General features: G+C 38.6%; 16 protein-coding genes and 1 pseudogene. 5 read left to right on the top strand and 12 right to left on the bottom strand.

The features are described 5' to 3' along the window. Window positions 1–4: 4 nt before the first annotated feature. Window positions 5–907, top strand: a complete 903-nt coding sequence (gene sucD, locus A6754_RS11695) for a succinate--CoA ligase subunit alpha (protein ID WP_066445523.1) — start codon at window positions 5–7, stop codon at window positions 905–907. Window positions 908–1,046: 139 nt separating this feature from the next. Here sucD and A6754_RS11700 read toward each other — a convergent pair whose 3' ends face one another. Further along, window positions 1,047–2,012 (bottom strand): quinone oxidoreductase family protein, encoded by a 966-nt coding sequence (locus tag A6754_RS11700; RefSeq protein ID WP_066445525.1) that lies wholly within the window; start codon window positions 2,010–2,012, stop codon window positions 1,047–1,049. 311 nt (window positions 2,013–2,323) lie between these two features. On the opposite strand from A6754_RS11700, the gene A6754_RS11705 reads away from it, so the two are divergent. From A6754_RS11705 to A6754_RS11715, 3 genes and pseudogenes are all read left to right on the top strand, one after another. Then, window positions 2,324–3,067, top strand: coding sequence for an amidohydrolase family protein (locus A6754_RS11705; RefSeq protein WP_066445528.1), 744 nt, complete (start codon window positions 2,324–2,326; stop codon window positions 3,065–3,067). Window positions 3,068–3,186: 119 nt separating this feature from the next. Next, window positions 3,187–3,649 (top strand): annotated as a pseudogene (locus A6754_RS22385) (GNAT family N-acetyltransferase). Between the two features lie 240 nt (window positions 3,650–3,889). Beyond that, window positions 3,890–4,516, top strand: coding sequence for a LysR family transcriptional regulator (locus tag A6754_RS11715; protein WP_066445530.1), 627 nt, complete (start codon window positions 3,890–3,892; stop codon window positions 4,514–4,516). Between the two features lie 244 nt (window positions 4,517–4,760). On the opposite strand, the gene ilvD is transcribed toward A6754_RS11715, so the two are convergent. The 11 genes from ilvD to A6754_RS11765 all read right to left on the bottom strand — a co-directional run bounded on the left by ilvD (window position 4,761) and on the right by A6754_RS11765 (window position 18,996). Next, on the bottom strand, window positions 4,761–6,431 hold the full coding sequence (gene ilvD / locus A6754_RS11720; RefSeq protein ID WP_066451604.1) for a dihydroxy-acid dehydratase: 1,671 nt from the start codon (window positions 6,429–6,431) through the stop codon (window positions 4,761–4,763). Between the two features lie 247 nt (window positions 6,432–6,678). Next, entirely contained in the window at window positions 6,679–6,819 is a 141-nt protein-coding gene (locus A6754_RS22780) for a hypothetical protein (RefSeq protein WP_156495773.1), read from the bottom strand. A gap of 48 nt (window positions 6,820–6,867) precedes the next feature. Further along, entirely contained in the window at window positions 6,868–7,353 is a 486-nt protein-coding gene (locus tag A6754_RS11725; protein WP_066445532.1) for a staygreen family protein, read from the bottom strand. A gap of 80 nt (window positions 7,354–7,433) precedes the next feature. Further along, complete coding sequence (locus A6754_RS11730) at window positions 7,434–8,186, bottom strand: YybI family spore inner coat protein (RefSeq protein WP_066445533.1); 753 nt, start codon at window positions 8,184–8,186, stop codon at window positions 7,434–7,436. Between the two features lie 136 nt (window positions 8,187–8,322). Then, window positions 8,323–9,744 carry an alanine/glycine:cation symporter family protein gene (locus A6754_RS11735; RefSeq protein ID WP_066445534.1) on the bottom strand — a complete coding sequence of 474 codons (1,422 nt, stop codon included), beginning with the start codon at window positions 9,742–9,744 and terminating at the stop codon, window positions 8,323–8,325. A gap of 271 nt (window positions 9,745–10,015) precedes the next feature. Further along, a complete protein-coding gene (gene parC / locus A6754_RS11740) occupies window positions 10,016–12,445 on the bottom strand; it encodes a DNA topoisomerase IV subunit A (RefSeq protein ID WP_066445536.1) in 2,430 nt (809 codons plus the stop codon). Next, on the bottom strand, window positions 12,442–14,421 hold the full coding sequence (parE, locus tag A6754_RS11745; RefSeq protein WP_066451606.1) for a DNA topoisomerase IV subunit B: 1,980 nt from the start codon (window positions 14,419–14,421) through the stop codon (window positions 12,442–12,444). Before parE ends, parC begins: the two co-directional genes overlap by 4 nt. A 391-nt stretch (window positions 14,422–14,812) precedes the next feature. Beyond that, window positions 14,813–15,226, bottom strand: a complete 414-nt coding sequence (locus A6754_RS11750; RefSeq protein ID WP_066445538.1) for a CoA-binding protein — start codon at window positions 15,224–15,226, stop codon at window positions 14,813–14,815. A gap of 67 nt (window positions 15,227–15,293) precedes the next feature. Beyond that, window positions 15,294–17,012, bottom strand: a complete 1,719-nt coding sequence (locus tag A6754_RS11755) for a glycosyl hydrolase family 18 protein (protein WP_066445541.1) — start codon at window positions 17,010–17,012, stop codon at window positions 15,294–15,296. Window positions 17,013–17,132: 120 nt separating this feature from the next. After that, on the bottom strand, window positions 17,133–18,572 hold the full coding sequence (locus tag A6754_RS11760) for a phospholipase D-like domain-containing protein (RefSeq protein ID WP_066445543.1): 1,440 nt from the start codon (window positions 18,570–18,572) through the stop codon (window positions 17,133–17,135). Window positions 18,573–18,672: 100 nt separating this feature from the next. After that, window positions 18,673–18,996: a DUF3243 domain-containing protein gene (locus A6754_RS11765; protein WP_066445547.1), complete on the bottom strand. Its 324-nt coding sequence runs from the start codon at window positions 18,994–18,996 to the stop codon at window positions 18,673–18,675. A 286-nt stretch (window positions 18,997–19,282) separates the two neighbouring features. Between A6754_RS11765 and plsY the strand changes: the two genes are divergently transcribed. After that, entirely contained in the window at window positions 19,283–19,867 is a 585-nt protein-coding gene (gene plsY / locus A6754_RS11770) for a glycerol-3-phosphate 1-O-acyltransferase PlsY (protein ID WP_066445549.1), read from the top strand. Window positions 19,868–20,072: the final 205 nt, after the last annotated feature.

The raw sequence follows: 20,072 nt of genomic DNA on the forward strand, positions 1-20,072 counted from the left end.
GCAAGTGAGTATCTTTATTGATAGGCAAACAAAAGTCATTGTACAAGGAATTACAGGTTCTACTGCTTTATTCCATACAAAACAAATGTTGGAGTATGGAACAGCTATCGTTGGTGGGGTGACACCAGGTAAGGGCGGAACAGAAGTAGAAGGTGTTAAGGTTTTTAATACTGTTGAGGATGCTGTAAAAGAAACTGGCGCTACAGTTTCAGTTATTTATGTACCTGCACCATTTGCAGCAGATGCAATTATGGAAGCTGTTGATTCTGAGCTTGATCTTGTTATTTGTATAACTGAACATATTCCTGTGTTGGATATGGTTAAAGTGAAGCGCTACATGGAGGGCAAGAAAACACGTTTAATCGGACCAAACTGTCCTGGCGTGATCAGCCCAGAAGAATGTAAGATCGGTATTATGCCAGGTTATATCCACAAAAAAGGTCACGTTGGCGTTGTTTCACGTTCAGGAACATTAACATATGAGGCTGTACATCAATTAAGTGAGGCTGGCATTGGACAGTCTACAGCAGTTGGAATTGGTGGAGATCCAGTAAACGGTACTGATTTTATTGATGTATTAAAAGCATTTAATGAGGATCCAGATACTTATGCTGTAATTATGATTGGTGAAATTGGCGGTACTGCTGAGGAAGAAGCAGCACTTTGGGCAAAAGAGAATATGAATAAACCTATCGTAGGCTTTATTGGTGGTAGAACAGCACCACCAGGAAAGCGTATGGGTCATGCCGGAGCTATTATTTCGGGTGGAAAAGGAACTGCAGCTGAAAAAGTTAGCGTAATGGAAAGCTGCGGTATTTCAGTAGCAGAAACTCCATCTGTAATGGGAGAAACATTAATTAAAGTTCTACATGAAAAAGGACTATACGAAAGTTGCAAAACTCATTAATTTCAAAATAATATATGTTGAGTTGTAACAATATCGTCCCTCTAAAATGATAGCCAGTGAGATTTTACTTCATGTAAAATCTCACTGGCTTCATTTTGATACTTCATTATACACAAATGAGCATAGCAGAAAAGTATGCTTACATTTTAATTAGAATTTTCCCTTTATAATTTCGACTTTCAATTAGTGCATGAGCAAGCCTAGCATCTTTTAAATCAAAAACTTGTGCAACTGGGAGGGATACTTTTCCTGAACTAAATAATTCAATTACGTTATCTGCAATAGCCCTTAATCGTTCAGGATGAAATTTTCGTGTTGTACCCAAACTAAAACCGCTAATTGTTCTGCAACTGCTATGAACATCACTTGTTGACATGTTTCCTGTTTTACCAGTACTGTTACCAAACTGAACAAGATTTCCATAATAGGCTAAACATTCTAAGCTCTTGCTCGTTATATTTCCTGCACAGGAATCAAAAATGACATTAGCACCTATATTGTTGGTCAGTTTTAAAACTTCTTTAGAGAATGTGTCATATGTGTATACAAAATCAGCACCTAAACCCAAAACATAGGACTCCTTCTCCAGAGAGCCAACTGTACCAATAATCTTTGAAACATTTGCTATTTTAGCTAATTGAATTAATATGGACCCAACACCACCAGCTGCACTGTGTACAATAATCGTATCTGTTGGTTTTACTTGGCCAATTTCAAAGATAAGAATATATGATAAGAAAGAAACCGTTGGCATTGCTGCTGCCTGTTCCATCGAAAGGGCATCTGGTATTTTAAAAACTAAATTCTCATTAGCCACAACGTACTCAGCATACGAACCATTTTTAGGAAAAGCAACTACTCGGTCTCCTGGTGAAAATGTGGAATTTTCAGGTGCCTTCTCAACAGTACCTGATACATCTAATCCTAGCATTAAAGGAAAATTTCCTTTGCCTTTTTTTCCAATTCGTTTTTTAATATCTGCATAGTTAACACTTGTGTAAGCGGCTTTAATCAAAAGCTCGTTCTTTTCAATAGAAGGGATCTCAACATCTGCGTAAGTTAAAACATTTACTTCACCGTATTCATTCTGTAAAATAGCTTTCAACTTTTGTACCCCCTAAGTAATTATTTTTCATTATAACAGGTTAAAATCTATTGGATAATTCAAAAAAAATTATGGCAATCCATAAATAAAGCTTATGAATTTTCCTGAATGCTACCTTATAGTTATTAATATTTAAATACTACTTGTAATTAATTTCTACTTTTAATAAGGACGAAATTTTAATCATTAAAGTAGGCAAATGAGAATACTACACATAAAAACTACTATTTACATATTTATCAAGACTAATAATTAGTATTCCACTGATGTCTAGTTTTTGATATGTTATAAAAAAGAAAGGGGGATCTGTAATGAAAATTTTTGATGCGCATTTTCATATAATTGATTTTGAGTTTCCGATTATTGAGAACCAAGGGTACACACCACCAAGCTATGTTGCAGACGATTACCTAAATGAGACTGCTAACTTGAATATAGGCGGAGGGGCGATTGTATCAGGATCATTTCAGGGATTTGATCAGCAATATTTAATGAAGGCTCTTAAACAAATGGGTCCAGCTTTCTGTGGTGTTACACAGCTTTCCTTTACGGTGACCGATGATGAAATTTTAAATCTACATAAAAGTGGTGTAAGAGCACTTCGGTTTAATATTAAACGAGGTGGCTCTGAAGATCTTTCAAAGCTCGATCATTTCGCTAGAAGAGTATATGATTTGGCAGGGTGGCATAGTGAACTTTATATTGATGCCAAAGAACTGCCTGATATTGCATCAACGATTGAGAAATTACCAGCAATTTCAATTGACCATTTAGGTTTGTCTGAAGAAGGCCTTCCTCATCTATTAAAATTAGTAGACAAAGGGGTACATGTTAAAGCAACAGGATTCGGCCGTGTTGAATTGGATGTTAAAAATGCATTAAAAACTATATTTGAAATCAATCCAGATGCACTAATGTTTGGCACAGATTTGCCTTCAACACGGGCGAAAAGACCTTTTGAATATGATGATATAGAATTGATCCAAAACCTTTTTGATGAAAAAAGTGCGGATAAGATATTATATAGAAATGCTTTGAAATGGTATTTTGGGTAATTAAGAAAAGACCCAATTGACGAGGGCGGAATTCATCTTTAATCTCAAAAAACTAGCCGCACATAAGAAGCACTAATTGATAGGTTAATTACAAATGTAAATTACGGGGAGAGATCTAATTGGAGACAGAAATTACCTTTCGAATTGCAGTCCAAAAAGATTTAGATAGTATTGTTGCTATGCTAGCAGATGATTTTCTGGGAAGTCAGCGTGAACGGTATGAAAATCCATTGCCTACTAGTTATATAAAAGCATTTGAAGCTATCACTTCAGACCCCTAATAACGAATTAATAGTCGCATGTGAGGGTGGAAAAGTTATTGGAGTTCAGCAAATTACCTTCACACCTTACATAACACATCAAGGCAGCTGGAGAGCTACAATTGAAGGAGTTAGAACTGCTGGTTCTGTAAGGGGCAGAGGAGTGGGTTCTGATTTAATAAAATGGGCAATTCACCGAGCAAAAGAACGAGGCTGCCATCTAATACAATTGACAACAGATAAAACAAGACCTGATGCATTAAGGTTTTATGAACGATTAGGATTTGTTCCAACTCATGAAGGATTAAAACTGAAGCTTTAATACTTTTAATTTTAATATTACTGAAGACAAAATAGATTGAGGAAGCTATCTTGTATTTTTCATAATAATAGTATGGTTTTACTAGTTAATAAAACTGGTGAAACCATCCTTTTTTTGTTTCAAAACAGCCATGTTTGATATTTATAGACTAATTAAACTAACTAAACGTCCCAATTATTTATGTTATTTGAAAAAACTGTCTTGCTTAATAATATGTTGGTATCTATGGAGGTGCTTATAATGGATTTTCGAGACTGGACCATCTTAAAAGTTTTATATGAACAAAAAAATATTACAAAAACGGCTACCTTAATGCATATATCACAACCAGCACTTACTAAACGATTACAGCAAATTGAGCAAAATTTTGGCGTTCAAATTGTACATCGCGGCAGAAGAGGTGTTCATTTTACTCCACAAGGAGAATATCTTGTGAAATGTGCTGACGAGATGTTAAATAAGCTTCAGGATATAAACGATCATATTTCGAACATGGATGATAAAGTTACAGGTACGCTGAGAATTGGTTCATCATTTTTATTTTCTAGAATTAAGCTTCCTATTTTATTAAAACTATTTAAGGATAAGTATCCAGATGTTGAATTTCATGTAGTAACCGGCTGGAGTGAGCAAATTTATCAAGTGCTGGTAAAACAAGATGTACATATTGGGTTAATAAGAGGGGATTACAAGTGGAGTGGTGGGAAGCGCCTTTTGCTGCATGAATCGCTATTGTTAGTATCAAAAAAAGAAATTAAAATGGAAGACTTGCCTAAACTTCCAAGAATTGATTATAAAAGTGATACAAAGTTAAAGGAAATGATTTCTAGTTTACATAATATATATTATCGGAACCAATTAATATGATCATATTTACTGTCTCATTATATAAGTATACTTAAGTTAGTGAGACGAAATAAAAAATTAACATAAAATTGTTATTCAGCAAAATTTAAACAATCATTTATAAATACTAATATTTCTTTAAGGAGTTGCAGTTTTATTTATAAAATTTATTTGTTGCTGAAAGATTTCTTTTAAATAAATACTTAAAAAACTCGATTTCTTAATGGTTTTGAATTCCCATTTTGAAATCGAGTTTTTGCTGCTATTAGATTTTCATAACGCCGCCTGTGCTGGCATTTGTTACAAGTTTAGAATATCGAGCAAGATAGCCTTTTTTTACTTTTGATTCAAAGCCTCTCCAGTTTGTTTTTCTTTTCTCGAATTCTTCATCAGATATTTCCAGGTTAATGGTACGCTTGTTCAGATCAAGTTCAATAATATCACCGTTTTCGACGAAAGCAATTGGACCGCCCTCTGCTGCTTCCGGTGAGATATGACCGATGCTGATGCCGCGTGAAGCTCCAGAAAAGCGTCCGTCTGTTATAAGGCCAACTTTTGCTCCAAGCCCCCTGCCGACAATCTGTGAGGTAGGTGCAAGCATCTCAGGCATGCCTGGTCCTCCCTTCGGCCCTTCGTAGCGAATAACAACGACGTTTCCTTCTTGAACTTTGCCTGTAATAATACCTGATAAAGCATCTTCTTGAGAATCAAAGCAAATAGCTGGTCCTTTATGATATCCGCCTACAGATTCATCAACAGCCCCTACTTTAATAATGGAACCCTCTGGAGCTAGATTTCCGAATAAGACGGCAAGTCCTCCGCGTTCGCTATGAGGATTCTCCAGCGGGCGGATCACATTATGATCCAGAATCTCGCAGCCTTCTACATTCTCTCTAAGTGTTTTCCCAGAAACGGTGAGGCAATCACCATTAAGAGCATCTGGCTTTTTCAGCAATTCGTGGATTACCGCGCTTACGCCACCGGCATTGTGGACGTCTTCAATATGGTAATCTGATGCAGGAGCTATTTTTGCGAGATGTGGAACTCGATTCGCAATTTCATTGATTCTTTCAATTGGATATTCAATTTCTGCCTCGTGTGCAAGTGCTAATGTGTGAAGAACTGTGTTGGTGGATCCACCCATCGCCATGTCTAACGCAAATGCATTATCAATCGCATCAATTGTTACGATATCACGAGGTTTGATGTTCTTTTTAATCAGATCCATTAACTGAATAGCTGATCTTTTCACAAATTCTTTGCGTTCTTCAGAAACCGCAAGAATTGTTCCATTTCCAGGTAAAGCTAATCCAAGGCCTTCTGCAAGACAGTTCATGGAGTTAGCTGTAAACATGCCTGAACACGATCCGCATGTCGGACAGGCAACCTGTTCAATTTCCTGCAGCTGCGCTTCATTGATTTTGCCAGATTCATAGGCGCCGACACCTTCAAAAACTGAGCTTAAAGATAACGGCTTTCCGTTTGAATCTACCCCTGCTTTCATCGGTCCTCCGCTGACAAACATCGTAGGTATGTTTACCCGCAGCGCACCCATCATCATACCAGGAGTAATTTTGTCACAGTTTGGAATGCAGACCATTCCATCAAACCAGTGTGCAGAAACAACCGTTTCAAGTGAGTCAGCAATAATCTCCCGGCTTGGCAAGGAATACCGCATCCCAATATGGCCCATTGCAATGCCATCGTCTACTCCAATCGTATTGAATTCGAAAGGAACTCCGCCTGCTTCACGGATGGCTTCTTTTACTATTTTTCCGAACTCCTGCAGATGAACATGTCCTGGAACAATATCTATGTATGAGTTGCATACTGCAATAAATGGTTTACCAAAATCCTCTTCTTTCACTCCGGCTGCTCGCAATAAGCTGCGATGCGGGGCACGGTCTACTCCTTTTTTAATCATATCACTTCTCATTTGAGAGTCACTCATGTATAAAAACCTCCTATTATGCTAAATTGGTATTTGGTATTATCTTTAAATAGTTCTTTACAATATAAATCTTTTTTTTAACAATTTCAACAATTTCGGCGATATTTATTTATCACTTTAAAGGATAAAATTTTAATAATAATGATTTTTCCTCTTAAGTTAACATAATAAAATTATTGACAACTATATATGTGTAAAAAAAAGACAGACATCATATGTGTCTGCCTAAATGTTATTCACTATCCTGAGTACTATTAAAAAACATTTTATTCTCATCTTTTTTAACCATTTCCTGCTGCTTATCTTGCCCCATTTGTCCGTCTGATTCGTAACTGAGCTTTTTAGGTATTTCTGTATTTTTTTCTTTATTCACTGCAACGGTCCCCTTTTTCATTATTGTCACCGTATACAGTTCTCTTATTCATGTGTTTACTGTTAATGGACCTACAGCCTTTTGTAAATATTGTCTTGGTGTTCCATAATAAAACATTTTATGAAATTCAGGATATACTGACTCAAAATGAATATAAATCGGCGAATCCAGCAGCCAGGGATAATGCGAGAAAAATTCGCGGTCTCCGTATATTAGTGCGGATAAAGCCCGATCTGCCTCCCGCTGGAAAATTAAATATCGAGCGTGAGCATACTGCTGATCAAAGTCTCCGTTACTAATATGAAATTTGCCTGCCAATACATACTGGCCCAGCTGCGGAAGCCATTCTGCAGCTAACTCATCCCGTACATTCAAGTTCACTGTACTTAGGTCATGGTCATGGCCAATCGATAAAAATAATTCCCCGGTTTCGTCACTATGTGTTAAAGTATATTTTCTTCGTTCTACTGGGCGAAATGCAGTTGCTGGCGGTAAATAGCAAACATGCAGTTTGGAGGGTGAAAACATTTCCATGGGCAACGGCTCCTTTATATACGTATTTAATACCGTTGCCCTATTTTATGATATTCGCCTAAAAGGTGTGACAAATTACACTATTTCAGATTCTTCATTACCTTTACATCTTGAAGTTCCCATTTGCCGTTTTTATAGAGCCACGCTGATTCAATATAGCCAATGCCATCTGCATGATATGCACCGCTAATTCCTTGAACTGCTCTCAATCCATACTGTCCATTTTCAGATTGAACAGGTTTCATTGAACCATAAGGATCAATCATCAATTCTAAAGGTTCATTTAACTTGCCGTTTTGATATAAACCAAGCCGGTCATATTCCTCTTTCCGATCCTTTAGATCAAACTCAAAAGTTTGGCCGGTATTTTGAATTTCTAATTTTGCTTTATAGCCGTCTAAAAACTGACTATTCGTTGTTAAGCCTTCAGGAATACCTAGGTCTTTTAAATTGAAATCCTTTAAGGTGTATAGATAGTAATGTGAAAGACCGCCGCTCCCTCCTGTTGGAATCATGATCAGCATATCTTTAACCTGATCATGATTTAAATCTTGAAAAACGATGCTGGGTTCATATCCAGGTTCTAAATCTTTTGTATATGTCTTGCCGTTGGTGGCGATTATTTCAAGTTTAACTTCTTTTAAAAAACCCGCACCTTCATCATATGGAAGACCTTTTATATAAATTTGATCGGGCTGCCCATCCCCTGTAACATCTTGTTCTGCTTCAAAAACAGTGTTCAGTTTTTCATTCTCATTGGCAAAAGCAGCTGTAATCGCTGACAAGGAAAAGAAAAATACCGCAGCAAGCGGGACCATTATTTCTTTGCGCATTTATGTTCCTCCTATATCCTTATTCATCAATATCATAACCATTTCTGGAAAAAACATGTACAAGTACTGCGGTTTTACCAAAGAACATAAAAAAAAGCACCCTGATAACCGTCCAGGATGCTTTTTACTTCTATAATTATTGCTTATCCTTTTGATTCTTCACTTCCCAGCTTTCAATTCCTGTTAAACCAGGTATTGAATCCGCGTAGAACGCAGGATCTTTGCCTTCTTTACGCTGCTGCAGATAATCTTTTAAAGCGGCAAGAGCCGTTCTGCTGAGCAGTACAATCGCTGTTAAGTTAATGAGCGCCATGACACCCATAAAGAGATCAGCGAGGCTCCATACTAAGTCGAGAGATGCAACAGATCCAAAAAGGACCATTGCAATGACACCAAGTCGATAAATGAATACCGCCATACGGCTTTTCTTGATAAATTCAATATTGGTTTCACCATAATAATAGTTTCCTATTACTGATGTAAAGGCAAATAAGAAAATGGCTACTGCAACAAAGATTGATGCCCATGAACCAACCTGAACGGACAATGCTGATTGCGTTAATTGAACTCCTGAAAGGTCAGAATTCATATAATCACCTGATAGAATAATCATAAAGGCTGTTGCCGAACAAATGATAATCGTATCAACAAAAACTCCAAGTGTTTGAATTAATCCTTGTTTAACAGGATGGCTGACAGCTGCAGCAGCTGCTGCGTTTGGTGCACTTCCCATTCCTGCTTCATTTGAGAAGAGGCCGCGCTTGATGCCCATCATAACAGCAGCTCCCATCGTTCCCCCTAGCGCTTCTTCTAAACCGAAAGCACTTTTAAGAATTAATGAAAATACTGCTGGAATTTCAGTAACGTTCATAATCATAATTACAAGCGCCAATAGTATATAAATAACGGCCATAATAGGAACAACAACTTGTGACACCTTCGCAATTCTATGAACGCCGCCAAAAATGACTGCCGCTGTTAGGACTGCTAAAATAATCCCTACAATTGTCTGGTTTGTGCCAAACGCATCTTCAAATGCTAAAGCGATCGTATTTGATTGCACCGAGTTAAAGACAAAACCAAAGCAAAATGTAATAATAACGGCAAACAGAATGCCCATCCAGCGCTTGTTTAGTCCCTTCTCCATATAATAAGCGGGACCTCCGCGGAAGCCATCTCGATCTTTTACCTTGTAGATCTGTGCTAATGTACTTTCTATAAAACTGGAAGCGCCGCCAAGAAAGGCTATAATCCACATCCAGAAAATAGCACCTGGCCCCCCAGCAGCAATGGCTGTAGCAACACCTGCAATATTGCCTGTACCTACCCGTGAAGCTGCACTAATACAAAATGCCTGAAAAGATGAAATCCCTCTTTTTCCATCAGCAGATATCATTGCTTTATCACCTAAAATGCGGAACATTTCAGGAAACATTCTAAATTGAACAAATTTACTGCGCAGGCTGAAAAACAGTCCGCTTGCAATCAAAGCAGCTATTAAAATATACGTCCACATTACATCATTTAACTCTCCAACCACTAACTCAATCCATTCCATTGAATTCCTCCATAAAAAAGTTTCTTGTTTGAATGTTTCTTATACTGATATAGTAATACTATTTAAATTTATCAGATGAACCTATAATGCACAAGCAATTATATAACAGTGAGACATTTTAAAGAATGTTGTAAAACTGAAAGTAATAGAACTAGAGGTTTAGCAGGTGATCTTTAAGGATGCATAATTAATAATGGTGTTATGTTGATCTCCTTTTCCCAATAATAAGCAAAAAAAACTTCATGCCAGTTAAAACTGACATGAAGTTCGCTTAATTCTCTTCTTGCTTGCTGATCCATATTTTGCTTACTTTGCCGCTGTCATTTACATCCATAATAAACGATCCGTTTGAATAACGGTCATTAAAACGGATATTTCCTGCATGAACAGCTTCCGTATGGCCTTTTTCAGATTCAAGAGTGATTTCTTCATTTGCTCTTGCGATAACAAATCCGCTTATCCGGTGCGGATTAGACTTCAGTTCTCTCAATACAACGACGCCGCGTTTAGCTCGTGATGTTTTTTCAAATTCGGACAGCTTCATCCGTTTGATCGATCCACGCTGAGTGACAATCACAACTGATTGTTCTTTTTCATTCTCAATAAGCTTTCCGCCTGTAACATAATCACCGTCTTTTAAGTTAATGCCTTTAACACCTGCCGCTCTTGCTCCGACAATGTTAATTTCCTCTTCATGGAACCATAGGGCATAGCCATGATGGGTTACAAGGAAGAGCTCTGTATTTCCATTTGTTTTATGAACATCAACAACTTCATCAGATCCTTTTAAATTGATGGCAACAAGCGGTTTTGAATTACGCTGTGCCTTGTAAGAGCTGATTTCCGTTTTCTTGACCATACCATTTTTCGTCACAAATACAAAGAACTCATTGGCAGTAAAGTCTTTCATCGGAATCGCTTTGATGATGCATTCATCACGATCAATCGGAATGATGTTGGCAATATGCTGTCCAAGCTCCTTCCAGCGGATATCCGGAAGCTGATGAACATGGCAGTATAAATAATTTCCTTTGTTTGTAAACAGTAAAACTACATCGGTCGTATTCATTTCAAGCTGGGAAATGATGCGATCGGTGTCCTTCATGCCAAAGTCCTGTCCATTTGAGGCAGCAAAAGAACGCTGGCTTGTCCGTTTAACATACCCTTCTTTCGTTACTGTCACAATGACATCCTCACTGGCAACAAGGACTTCAAGATTGATTTTAATTTCTTCAATTTCAGCTTCAATTCTTGTTCTGCGTGCATCAGTAAAACGTTTCTTTACATCTTTTAATTCTTTTTTGATCACTTGAAGCAATTTCTTATTGCTTTCTAGGATAGATGTCAGTTCCTCAATTTGTTTGGCAAGTTCCTCTGCTTCTGCTTGAAGAGCAGTGATATCGGTATTTGTTAAACGATATAGCTGTAAAGAAACAATGGCTTCAGCCTGAGGCTCTGTGAAAGCGAATTGACTGATTAAATTATCCTTCGCATCCCGTTTATCTTTAGAAGCACGAATGGCAGCAATGACTTCATCTAGTATAGACAGTGCTTTCATTAAGCCTTCTACAATATGCTGTCTAGCTTTTGCTTTATGCAGTTCAAATTCGGTTCTGCGTGTTACAACCTCTTTACGGTGGCCAATATAAGCATCAAGCAGCTGGCGCAGGCCCATTAGCTTTGGATGGCGATTATGGATGGCAACCATATTAAAATTGTACGGAATCTGCAGGTCTGTATTTTTATATAAATAGTGAAGGACGCCTTCAGGATCTGCATCCTTCTTCAACTCAATAACGATACGGAGGCCTGTGCGATCGGTCTCATCCCGGACTTCGGCAATGCCTTCAACTTTGCGGTCAAGGCGCAATTCATCCATTTTCTTCACTAGATTTGCCTTATTTACTTCATAAGGAATTTCTGTAATGACGATTTGTTTTTTGCCTCCGCGCAAATCTTCAATATCTGCTTTTCCGCGGATGATTATTTTCCCTTTACCCGTTTCATACGCTTTGCGAATGCCTTCAACACCTTGAATGATTCCGCCAGTCGGGAAATCTGGTCCTTTGATAAATTCCATTAAGTCATCGACTGAACAATCTGGGTGATCCATGCGGTGAATAGCAGCATCGATTACCTCATGCAAATGATGAGGTGGTATTTCAGTTGCATATCCTGCCGAAATACCAGTTGAACCATTCACCAGCAAATTGGGATACATCGCCGGTAAGACAGTTGGTTCTTCAGATGTATCATCAAAGTTCGGAATGAAATCTACGGTTCTTTTTTCTATATCCCTAATTAACTCAGCTGAAATGGCTGACAATCTTGCTTCTGTGTAACGCATGGCAGCAGGCGGGTCGCCGTCAATGCTCCCGTTATTCCCGTGCATTTCGATCAGTAAATTGCGCAGCTTCCAGTCCTGGCTCATGCGCACCATTGCATCATAAACCGAAGAGTCACCATGCGGATGATAATTGCCGATTACATTTCCGACTGTTTTGGCTGATTTGCGGAAACCTTTATCTTGTGTATTGCCATCAACATGCATAGCATAAAGGATTCTTCGCTGAACCGGCTTTAGGCCATCGCGTGCATCCGGAAGAGCACGCTCCTGAATAATATATTTACTATAACGCCCAAATCTGTCACCGAGGACATCCTCAAGCGGAAGGTCACGAAACTTTTCTGCAGAACTCAACCTTCAACACCCTCCTCTGCAACAGAAATATTTTCATTTTCAAGTATGCTTCCATCTTCTTCAAGACCAAACGCTACATTGGATTCAATCCATTTTCTGCGCGGCTCTACTTTATCGCCCATAAGGGTAGTAACACGGCGTTCAGCACGTGCGGCATCATCAATTTTTACCCGTATCAATGTTCTTGTTTCAGGATCCATCGTTGTCTCCCAAAGCTGATCCGCATTCATTTCACCTAGCCCTTTATAACGCTGAATCATATAGCCTTTACCGATCTTTTTGATTGCATCCTGAAGGTCATCGTCACTCCATGAATATTCAATCTGCTCTTTTTTTCCTGATCCTTTGCTCACCTTATAGAGAGGTGGAAGTGCAATAAATACCTTGCCAGCTTCAATTAGTGGCTTCATATAGCGATAAAAGAAGGTTAAGAGCAGCACTTGAATATGTGCTCCATCTGTATCGGCATCTGTCATGATGACAATTTTATCGTAATTGACATCTTCAAGCGTAAAGTCTGCGCCAACTCCGGCCCCAACTGCATGAATAATCGTATTGATTTCTTCATTTTTAAAAATATCTGCGAGTTTGGCTTTCTCGGTATTAATAACTTTACCCCGCAGCGGTAGTACTGCCTGGAAACGGCGGTCCCGTCCTTGTTTAGCAGATCCTCCGGCAGAATCACCCTCAACCAGATATAATTCATTTCTTTGCGGATTGCGCGACTGTGCCGGTGTCAATTTTCCGGAGAGCACCGCTTCGCCTTTTTTGCGTTTTTTGCCGCTTCTTGCATCTTCGCGAGCTTTACGTGCAGCTTCTCTGGCCTGGTACGCTTTAATAGCCTTTTTAATCAGCAGTGAGCTTGTTTCCGGGTTTTCTTCCAGGAAATAAGATAAATGCTCTGAAACAACAGAGTCAACGGCAGAGCGGGCTTCACTTGTGCCTAGCTTGCCTTTTGTCTGGCCTTCAAATTGCAAAAGCTCTTCTGGTACTCTTACAGAGATAATGGCAGTAAAGCCTTCACGTATATCAGCACCGTCCAGGTTTTTATCTTTTTCTTTAAGCAGGTTCACTTTGCGTGAATATTCATTAATGACTCTTGTCATAGCTGTCTTAGCACCGGCTTCATGTGTACCGCCGTCTTTTGTGCGGACATTGTTGACAAAAGATAATACATTTTCTGAGTATCCATCATTAAATTGAAAAGCAAAGTCGACTTCAATGCCGCCATTTTGACCTGCAAAGCTGACAACCGGATGGAGCACATCTTTTTCTTCATTTAAATATTGAACAAATGCTTCTATGCCGTTTTCATAATGAAAAAGCTCCTGAACAGCATTGCGTTCATCGATGATCTCAATTTTCATTCCTCTTAACAAAAACGCTGATTCTCTTAACCGTTCACATAATGTTTCATAGTTGTAAGTGGTTGCAGAGAAGATCGTAGGATCTGGTTTAAAATGAATGATTGTGCCGGTTTGATTTGTCTTACCAACCTTTTCAAGCGTTGTAACGGGTTTTCCGCCATTTTCAAACCGCTGCTCATAGACAAAACCATCGCGTCGAATTTTAACGACAAGCCATTCTGACAAAGCATTCACAACGGAAGCACCAACTCCGTGCAGTCCGCCGCTCGTTTTGTATCCGCCCTGACCAAACTTCCCGCCCGCATGAAGCACGGTTAAGATAATCTCTGGTGTAGGCTTTCCCATTTTATGCATTCCAGTAGGCATCCCGCGTCCTTTATCCTGAACGCTTATGGAGTTATCTTTATGTATCTTGACAATTATATGATCTCCAAAGCCAGCAAGTGCTTCGTCTACTGAGTTATCGACAATTTCATATACTAAATGATGAAGCCCTCTGTTATCTGTACTGCCGATATACATACCAGGCCGTTTTCTGACAGCCTCCAGTCCCTCCAGCACTTGTATGGCATCATCATTATAATCAAAGTTTCCTTGATTCGTTGCCACAATCATACCCCTTTCATACTTCCAAAAGAAAGATCCTCCCAAGTCAGTTGAATACATTCTGAAAATGTGGATTCTTTCTGTACCTGCTCTGTTCTATTTTTTTAGTAGAGCATTCGTATCGTATTCGTTTTTAGAAAAGCATTTTCCTTTAAAATGATTAAATTTTCACGGTCGAGAACAAACGTTCGCTATCGGTATTTTACCATAATGTCGTGAAACGTCTATGCTTTATTTTATCTATTTATTTCGTTTTGGCAAATGACTTATGCATAATTCATAGAAAAAACAAAAAGATCATATAGGTTGCATTGGCAATATAATAGGATTTTCAGCTGTATAGAAAAAAGAAAACATGAGACCGAAATAGTCTCATGTGTCCTAACATATCACATTATTTTGTCATTGCGTGTTCTACTTTGATGCATCTGTCCATAATCACTGTATAGCCTTTTTCTTTTAGAAAATCATACGCTTCCTCATTGGCAACGCCAAGCTGTGCCCAAAATACATCAGCATCTATTTGATCAAATTCCTTTGCAATTTCAGGCAGGTATTCAGACCTTCTGAAAATATCGACAATATCGACATGCCCTTCAATATCTTTTAAAGACGCTACTGCTTTAACTCCAAGCACTTCATCTGCATTTGGATTAACTGGGATAATTTCATAGCCAGCATCCTGCATCGCTTTTGAAACCATGTAGGATGTACGGTCTGGATCAGCACTTAGACCTACCACAGCAATTCGTTTTGCGTTCTTTAAAATTTTACCTATTTCTTCACGGCTTGGAATTTCTATTGTCATTGTAAGGACCTCCCAAATGAATCTTTTTCTTTAACCTTACCCTTATTTATCAATTGAATGCAAGTTCTTACTGTTTTTCTTCTGCGTTCTCATTTTCAATAGCTAATGCACTCCAAGCCGTTTCATCTGCAAAGTAGCGGGACCAGCTGGCAACGCCTGCAAGGTCGTGTTTAACTGCTAAATCTGCCCGTTTTTGTAAGGATAGCGAGTCCTCCAGCCAAATCATAAAGGTAGCTTTCTGTGATTTATCATAGTATTCGGCATAGTTTTGACCGCTGTTTGGATCATATTCCGGGGTGACATCATGCTCTGCCAACCACTCCTGCACCTGTGCCATAGAAAGCGCCTCAGAAGATACTTCTCCGGCTTCTGTTTCCTTCCAGAGTCTGGCATATAAAGGGACACCAAGGATTAGCCGCTCGTTTGGAACGATTTCCAATAACTTTTCTAAGTTGCTTTCAACCCATGGGAAAGAGGCAACACTGCCAGCTACCGGTGACGTTCCCCAGTGCTCATCATAAGCCATCACGACTAGATAATCGACAATTTCAGCGAGCTTTTCCCGTTCGTAAAAAGCAGACCAATTTCCGCTTGCGATGAAGGTAATATCCATTGAAACTGTTAATCCCGCTTCATGGAAATAGGGGGTGGCTTCTCGCATAAATTGAGTTACAAGAGGGCCATCTTCTGGGTTCACATTTTCAATATCAATATTGATGCCATCCAGCTTATAAATTTGACTATAATGCAGAAGCTGGCGTATTATTTTTTGCCTTGTTTCAAAGGAAGTAAATGCCTGATGCGTTAATTCAGGATCAAAGGCATTAGAAAATAATCCCCATACTTGGTAGTCTTGCTCTTGAGCCCACTCAGAGAAAGATACAGATGCCAGATTTTTTATATCTCCATCAGGGGAAGCCAGTTCAAACCAGGTAGGTGAAATGACGTTTACACCCGGCATTGCCGGCATGTTTTCCGTATCAGGGTTTTTCGTATAAACAGCTTCCCATGTTAAATGAATCGGACCTTCAATCATTGGAACATTATGCTCTACAGGCTCTTCAGCAATAACTACCTCTTCGGTTTCCTCTCTTGTAACAAGTGATTTCTCTATATAACCCGCTTGCCCATTCGTTTTTCTCACAAAATAGTATTCTTCCTGGTCATTTTCGATGTATATTTGTTCATCTGCTGCCACTTCTGCAACATAAGGTGATTGCATGGAGGCATCCGTTCGGAGACGCATTTTTTCTTCATGTCCCTCGGTTATCGTGCCATGTGTGAGAGAATCTCCGTTTTGCTGAATCCAGATAGCGCCGGATTCCGGCAATAGCTCATATTGAAAAGAATACAGGGAAAGCAGCGGGTCAACCGCAATATACATTTCACCGTTCTCTGTTGTGAATGGCGTAAACTGGAGCTCCACTGGATCTTCATTTACATAATACGTTAATGATTCTGAAGGCATCTGCACAACTTTACTCTCCGTCGTAATGATAATGGAATTGGATCCCTCATCATAAATCAGACTATCGTCAATATGCTCTTGCAGAAAGCTGAATGATAAATAGACACTCTCACCATCTATAACGGCATTACCCGCCTGATTGCCTTGAAAAATGACAGGATGTTCGCCGCTGAAATAGTTTGCCTTTTCCTTTGAGGCAAAAGGATATAATAATAGAATGATGCTCGAAGTGACTAATAGGATTGCTAAAAGAAGTCCTGTAATGATCCACTTTCTTGCAGGAGTTCGTTTTGTTTTTGAAAATTCTATTTGGCTCATATGTATATTCCTCCCCACTCCCTATCGTACATAATCATTACCAGAAGGGGAAGGGATTTTCTTATCCAAATCCTTCCCCCTTATAAGTAACGAACAAACATGCCGAAAAGTTTCGCCTGCTTAATAGGTTGTGAAGCGGAAAATCTTTTGTATGCGATAAAGAATATACCTGAAAACAGGAAGATCTTCTTTTTCTTCATATGACAGTGTATACTGACCAGATTCATTGTTCCATAACCTGGTAAAATACTGTTCAACATCTTTCATGATCTTTTCCTCTGAAGGAGCCTTTATTTTTAAATTGGTTTCGAGGTTGTAATCATCTAAGTTTCTTGAGGTGAAGTTGGCTGAACCGGCAATAAGCGTACTTACCTTCTGTCCTTTAACAAGCAGCATTTTAGAATGATATTGCTCTTCGCCTGTGTTATACCAGCGTATTTCAATCTGTTCATTGCCAAGTTTTTGCAGTTCTGCAGCAACAGGTATATTAGGCAGGCCAGCTTTCTCTGATCCAAATGCGTTTTCATTAGGATCCAATATCATTTTAATAAAGACGCCGCGGTCTGCAGCAGCAATTAATTCGTCAATGACGCTGCGGTCAGCTAAATAAAACATTCCGATCCATATGGTCTCTCCTGCTTTTGAATCCCGTATACTCTTTAAAAGATGCTCGTAGATTTTCCCTTCCGTTAGCAGCTGAACTTCTGAAGCTGATTGCGCTGATTCAGCAGAACTGTAGTTAATGTCTTTTAATTTAACTTTGTATCCGCTGTAATCAATCACTGCCTGTTCAGATGCTATTACCTCCTCAATGATTTCTCCTTTTACTTCTACGGCTATATTTGAGTGTAATGCACTGGCATTATGGGCGTTAGCAGAAGTAATAATGGCCGTTTTTTCTGTAGCAAGGACCTTACGATGATTCGCCTTAATGTTTAATAGACTAAAATAAGAGCGTAAGGTAACATCTGGAGCCGAATTAGCAAGCGGATTAGGAAGGACACCGCTTTCTGGATCATTTCCCAGCCAGCGCAGCGTACTTCGCCAAATCGAGGAATATAATGGGTTTGGATCTCTTAGTTCGGTTAAATTCGTCATAATGACTTGAATGCCGTTTTGATCTAATTCTGTGAATTCAGGAACACTATGAGAATTGTATGTTGTATTAACTTCATCAGTAATCAGAACGATTTGTATTTCAGGATTTCTTTTCTTTGCGGTAATTAATGCATTAGTCAGTTTCCCGCTAATATCAGGGAATGACTGGCCATGATCATGAAAGCTATTATATAAAAACATATCAAGAACTATGAGTTCTTCCGCCTCCAAGATAGCTTCTTCCAGGCGGTTCATTATATGTAATTCGTGCTGTGTTTCTCCTCCTTTGGTTTGATATGTCAAGTCATAAATAAAATCAGCATCATCTACCTGAGATAACTCTCCTTCGTAGGAAATTCCCGGCGGCAGCGGTTTCGTATTATGTACATATATAATCCCTGCCAAAAAAATTGTAATGAGAGCAAGCGTTAGCCAAAATTTTACATTTTTCAGCAGCTTCATTTGATTTCCTCCAACATATACACAAAACATGCAGGAGAAGATTCCCCTGCATGTTTTAATCTATTTCATGAGTTACAAGTAAAAAGTGCTTACTTGTTTCTTACTTTACTAGCTTAACCAACATATGAGAGAGCATGTGTTTTTCTTCTTCTGTTCCAGTTTTCCATAATTCCTGCAATAATTTTTCTTCTCGATTGCGAGGACTCTCATTTTTAGCCAGATACTCAGCTGCAACTTTTGCAGCATTAGCAAGCTGTTCTTCATTCAGTCCAAGTTTTTCGCCTTTTGCTACTTTTTTGCCTAAATAGCTCTTAAATTCTTCAAAGTTTTCAAGAATCTCAGCTGTTTGTTCGGATGAAAGATCTTGCAGTTTTTCATTGACTTTGTCTGCTTGTCCATTTGTAGTATTGTAATCATGGTTCATTTTAAAGCCCTCCTTGTTGTTTATCGTGACAATGGTTGTATACCCCTTTTACTTTTGTTCAAACTTACAGCAGGATGACTCATAAATAGTCATAGATAGCAATATAAATCAAACGTACAAGCAAGAAGCAGTCTTTATTATTAATACTGCATAAAAATGTGTAATAATGAATCACTTTAAAGATTAGTAAAAAAATAATGGATATCATGAAAATAACCGTTAGGATGTTTGCTGCTAGACATGGTACAATAAAAGAACTGCAGATCAAGTGAGAAGGAGAGTTATCATGGCAGTTAGTGCAATTATTATTATTTTGGCGTATTTAATCGGTTCAATTCCATCTGGTTTAATCGTCGGCAAAACCTTTTATGGAATTGATATTCGTGAACATGGAAGCGGCAATTTAGGCGGAACGAATACCTTTCGAACATTAGGAGTAAAAGCAGGGCTGACTGTAACACTTGCTGATATTTTAAAAGGGACACTTGCTGCATTACTGCCTTTTATAATTGGATCTGATTTACATCCCCTTATAGCTGGTGTAGTTGCGGTTGTCGGCCATATGTTTCCGATTTTTGCAGGTTTTAAAGGTGGAAAAGCGGTTGCTACCTCTGGAGGCGTTTTATTGGCATATGTGTGGCCAATGTTTCTAGTCATTCTGCTTGTTTTCTTTATTAGCCTTTACATAACAAAATACGTTTCATTGTCTTCCATGCTTGCTGCTGTTGCAGCCTTAATTTACGCGATTGTATCGGGGGATCTCCCGTTAATCATCGTAGTTGCCATATTAGCACTTTTTGTAGTCTATAGACACCGTGCGAATATTAAGCGAATTAAGGATAAAACAGAACCAAAAGTTAAATGGATTTAGCAATGTAAAATAAATCTATGAAAAGCTCAGCAATGGTTGCTGAGTTTTTTTGATGCTAAAATTGTTCTTTATAGTAGAATGAAATATTCTTTATTGATAACATATGTTTAAATTGATATATTATAGTCAAAAAGATGCATATCATCCTTCAATTCATTTTTTTTCAACAATACATAACATATTCCGATCAAGTTTTTCATAGATT

This window comes from Cytobacillus gottheilii, assembly GCF_001636345.1.
Taxonomy (GTDB): Bacteria; Bacillota; Bacilli; order Bacillales; family Cytobacillaceae; genus Cytobacillus; species Cytobacillus gottheilii.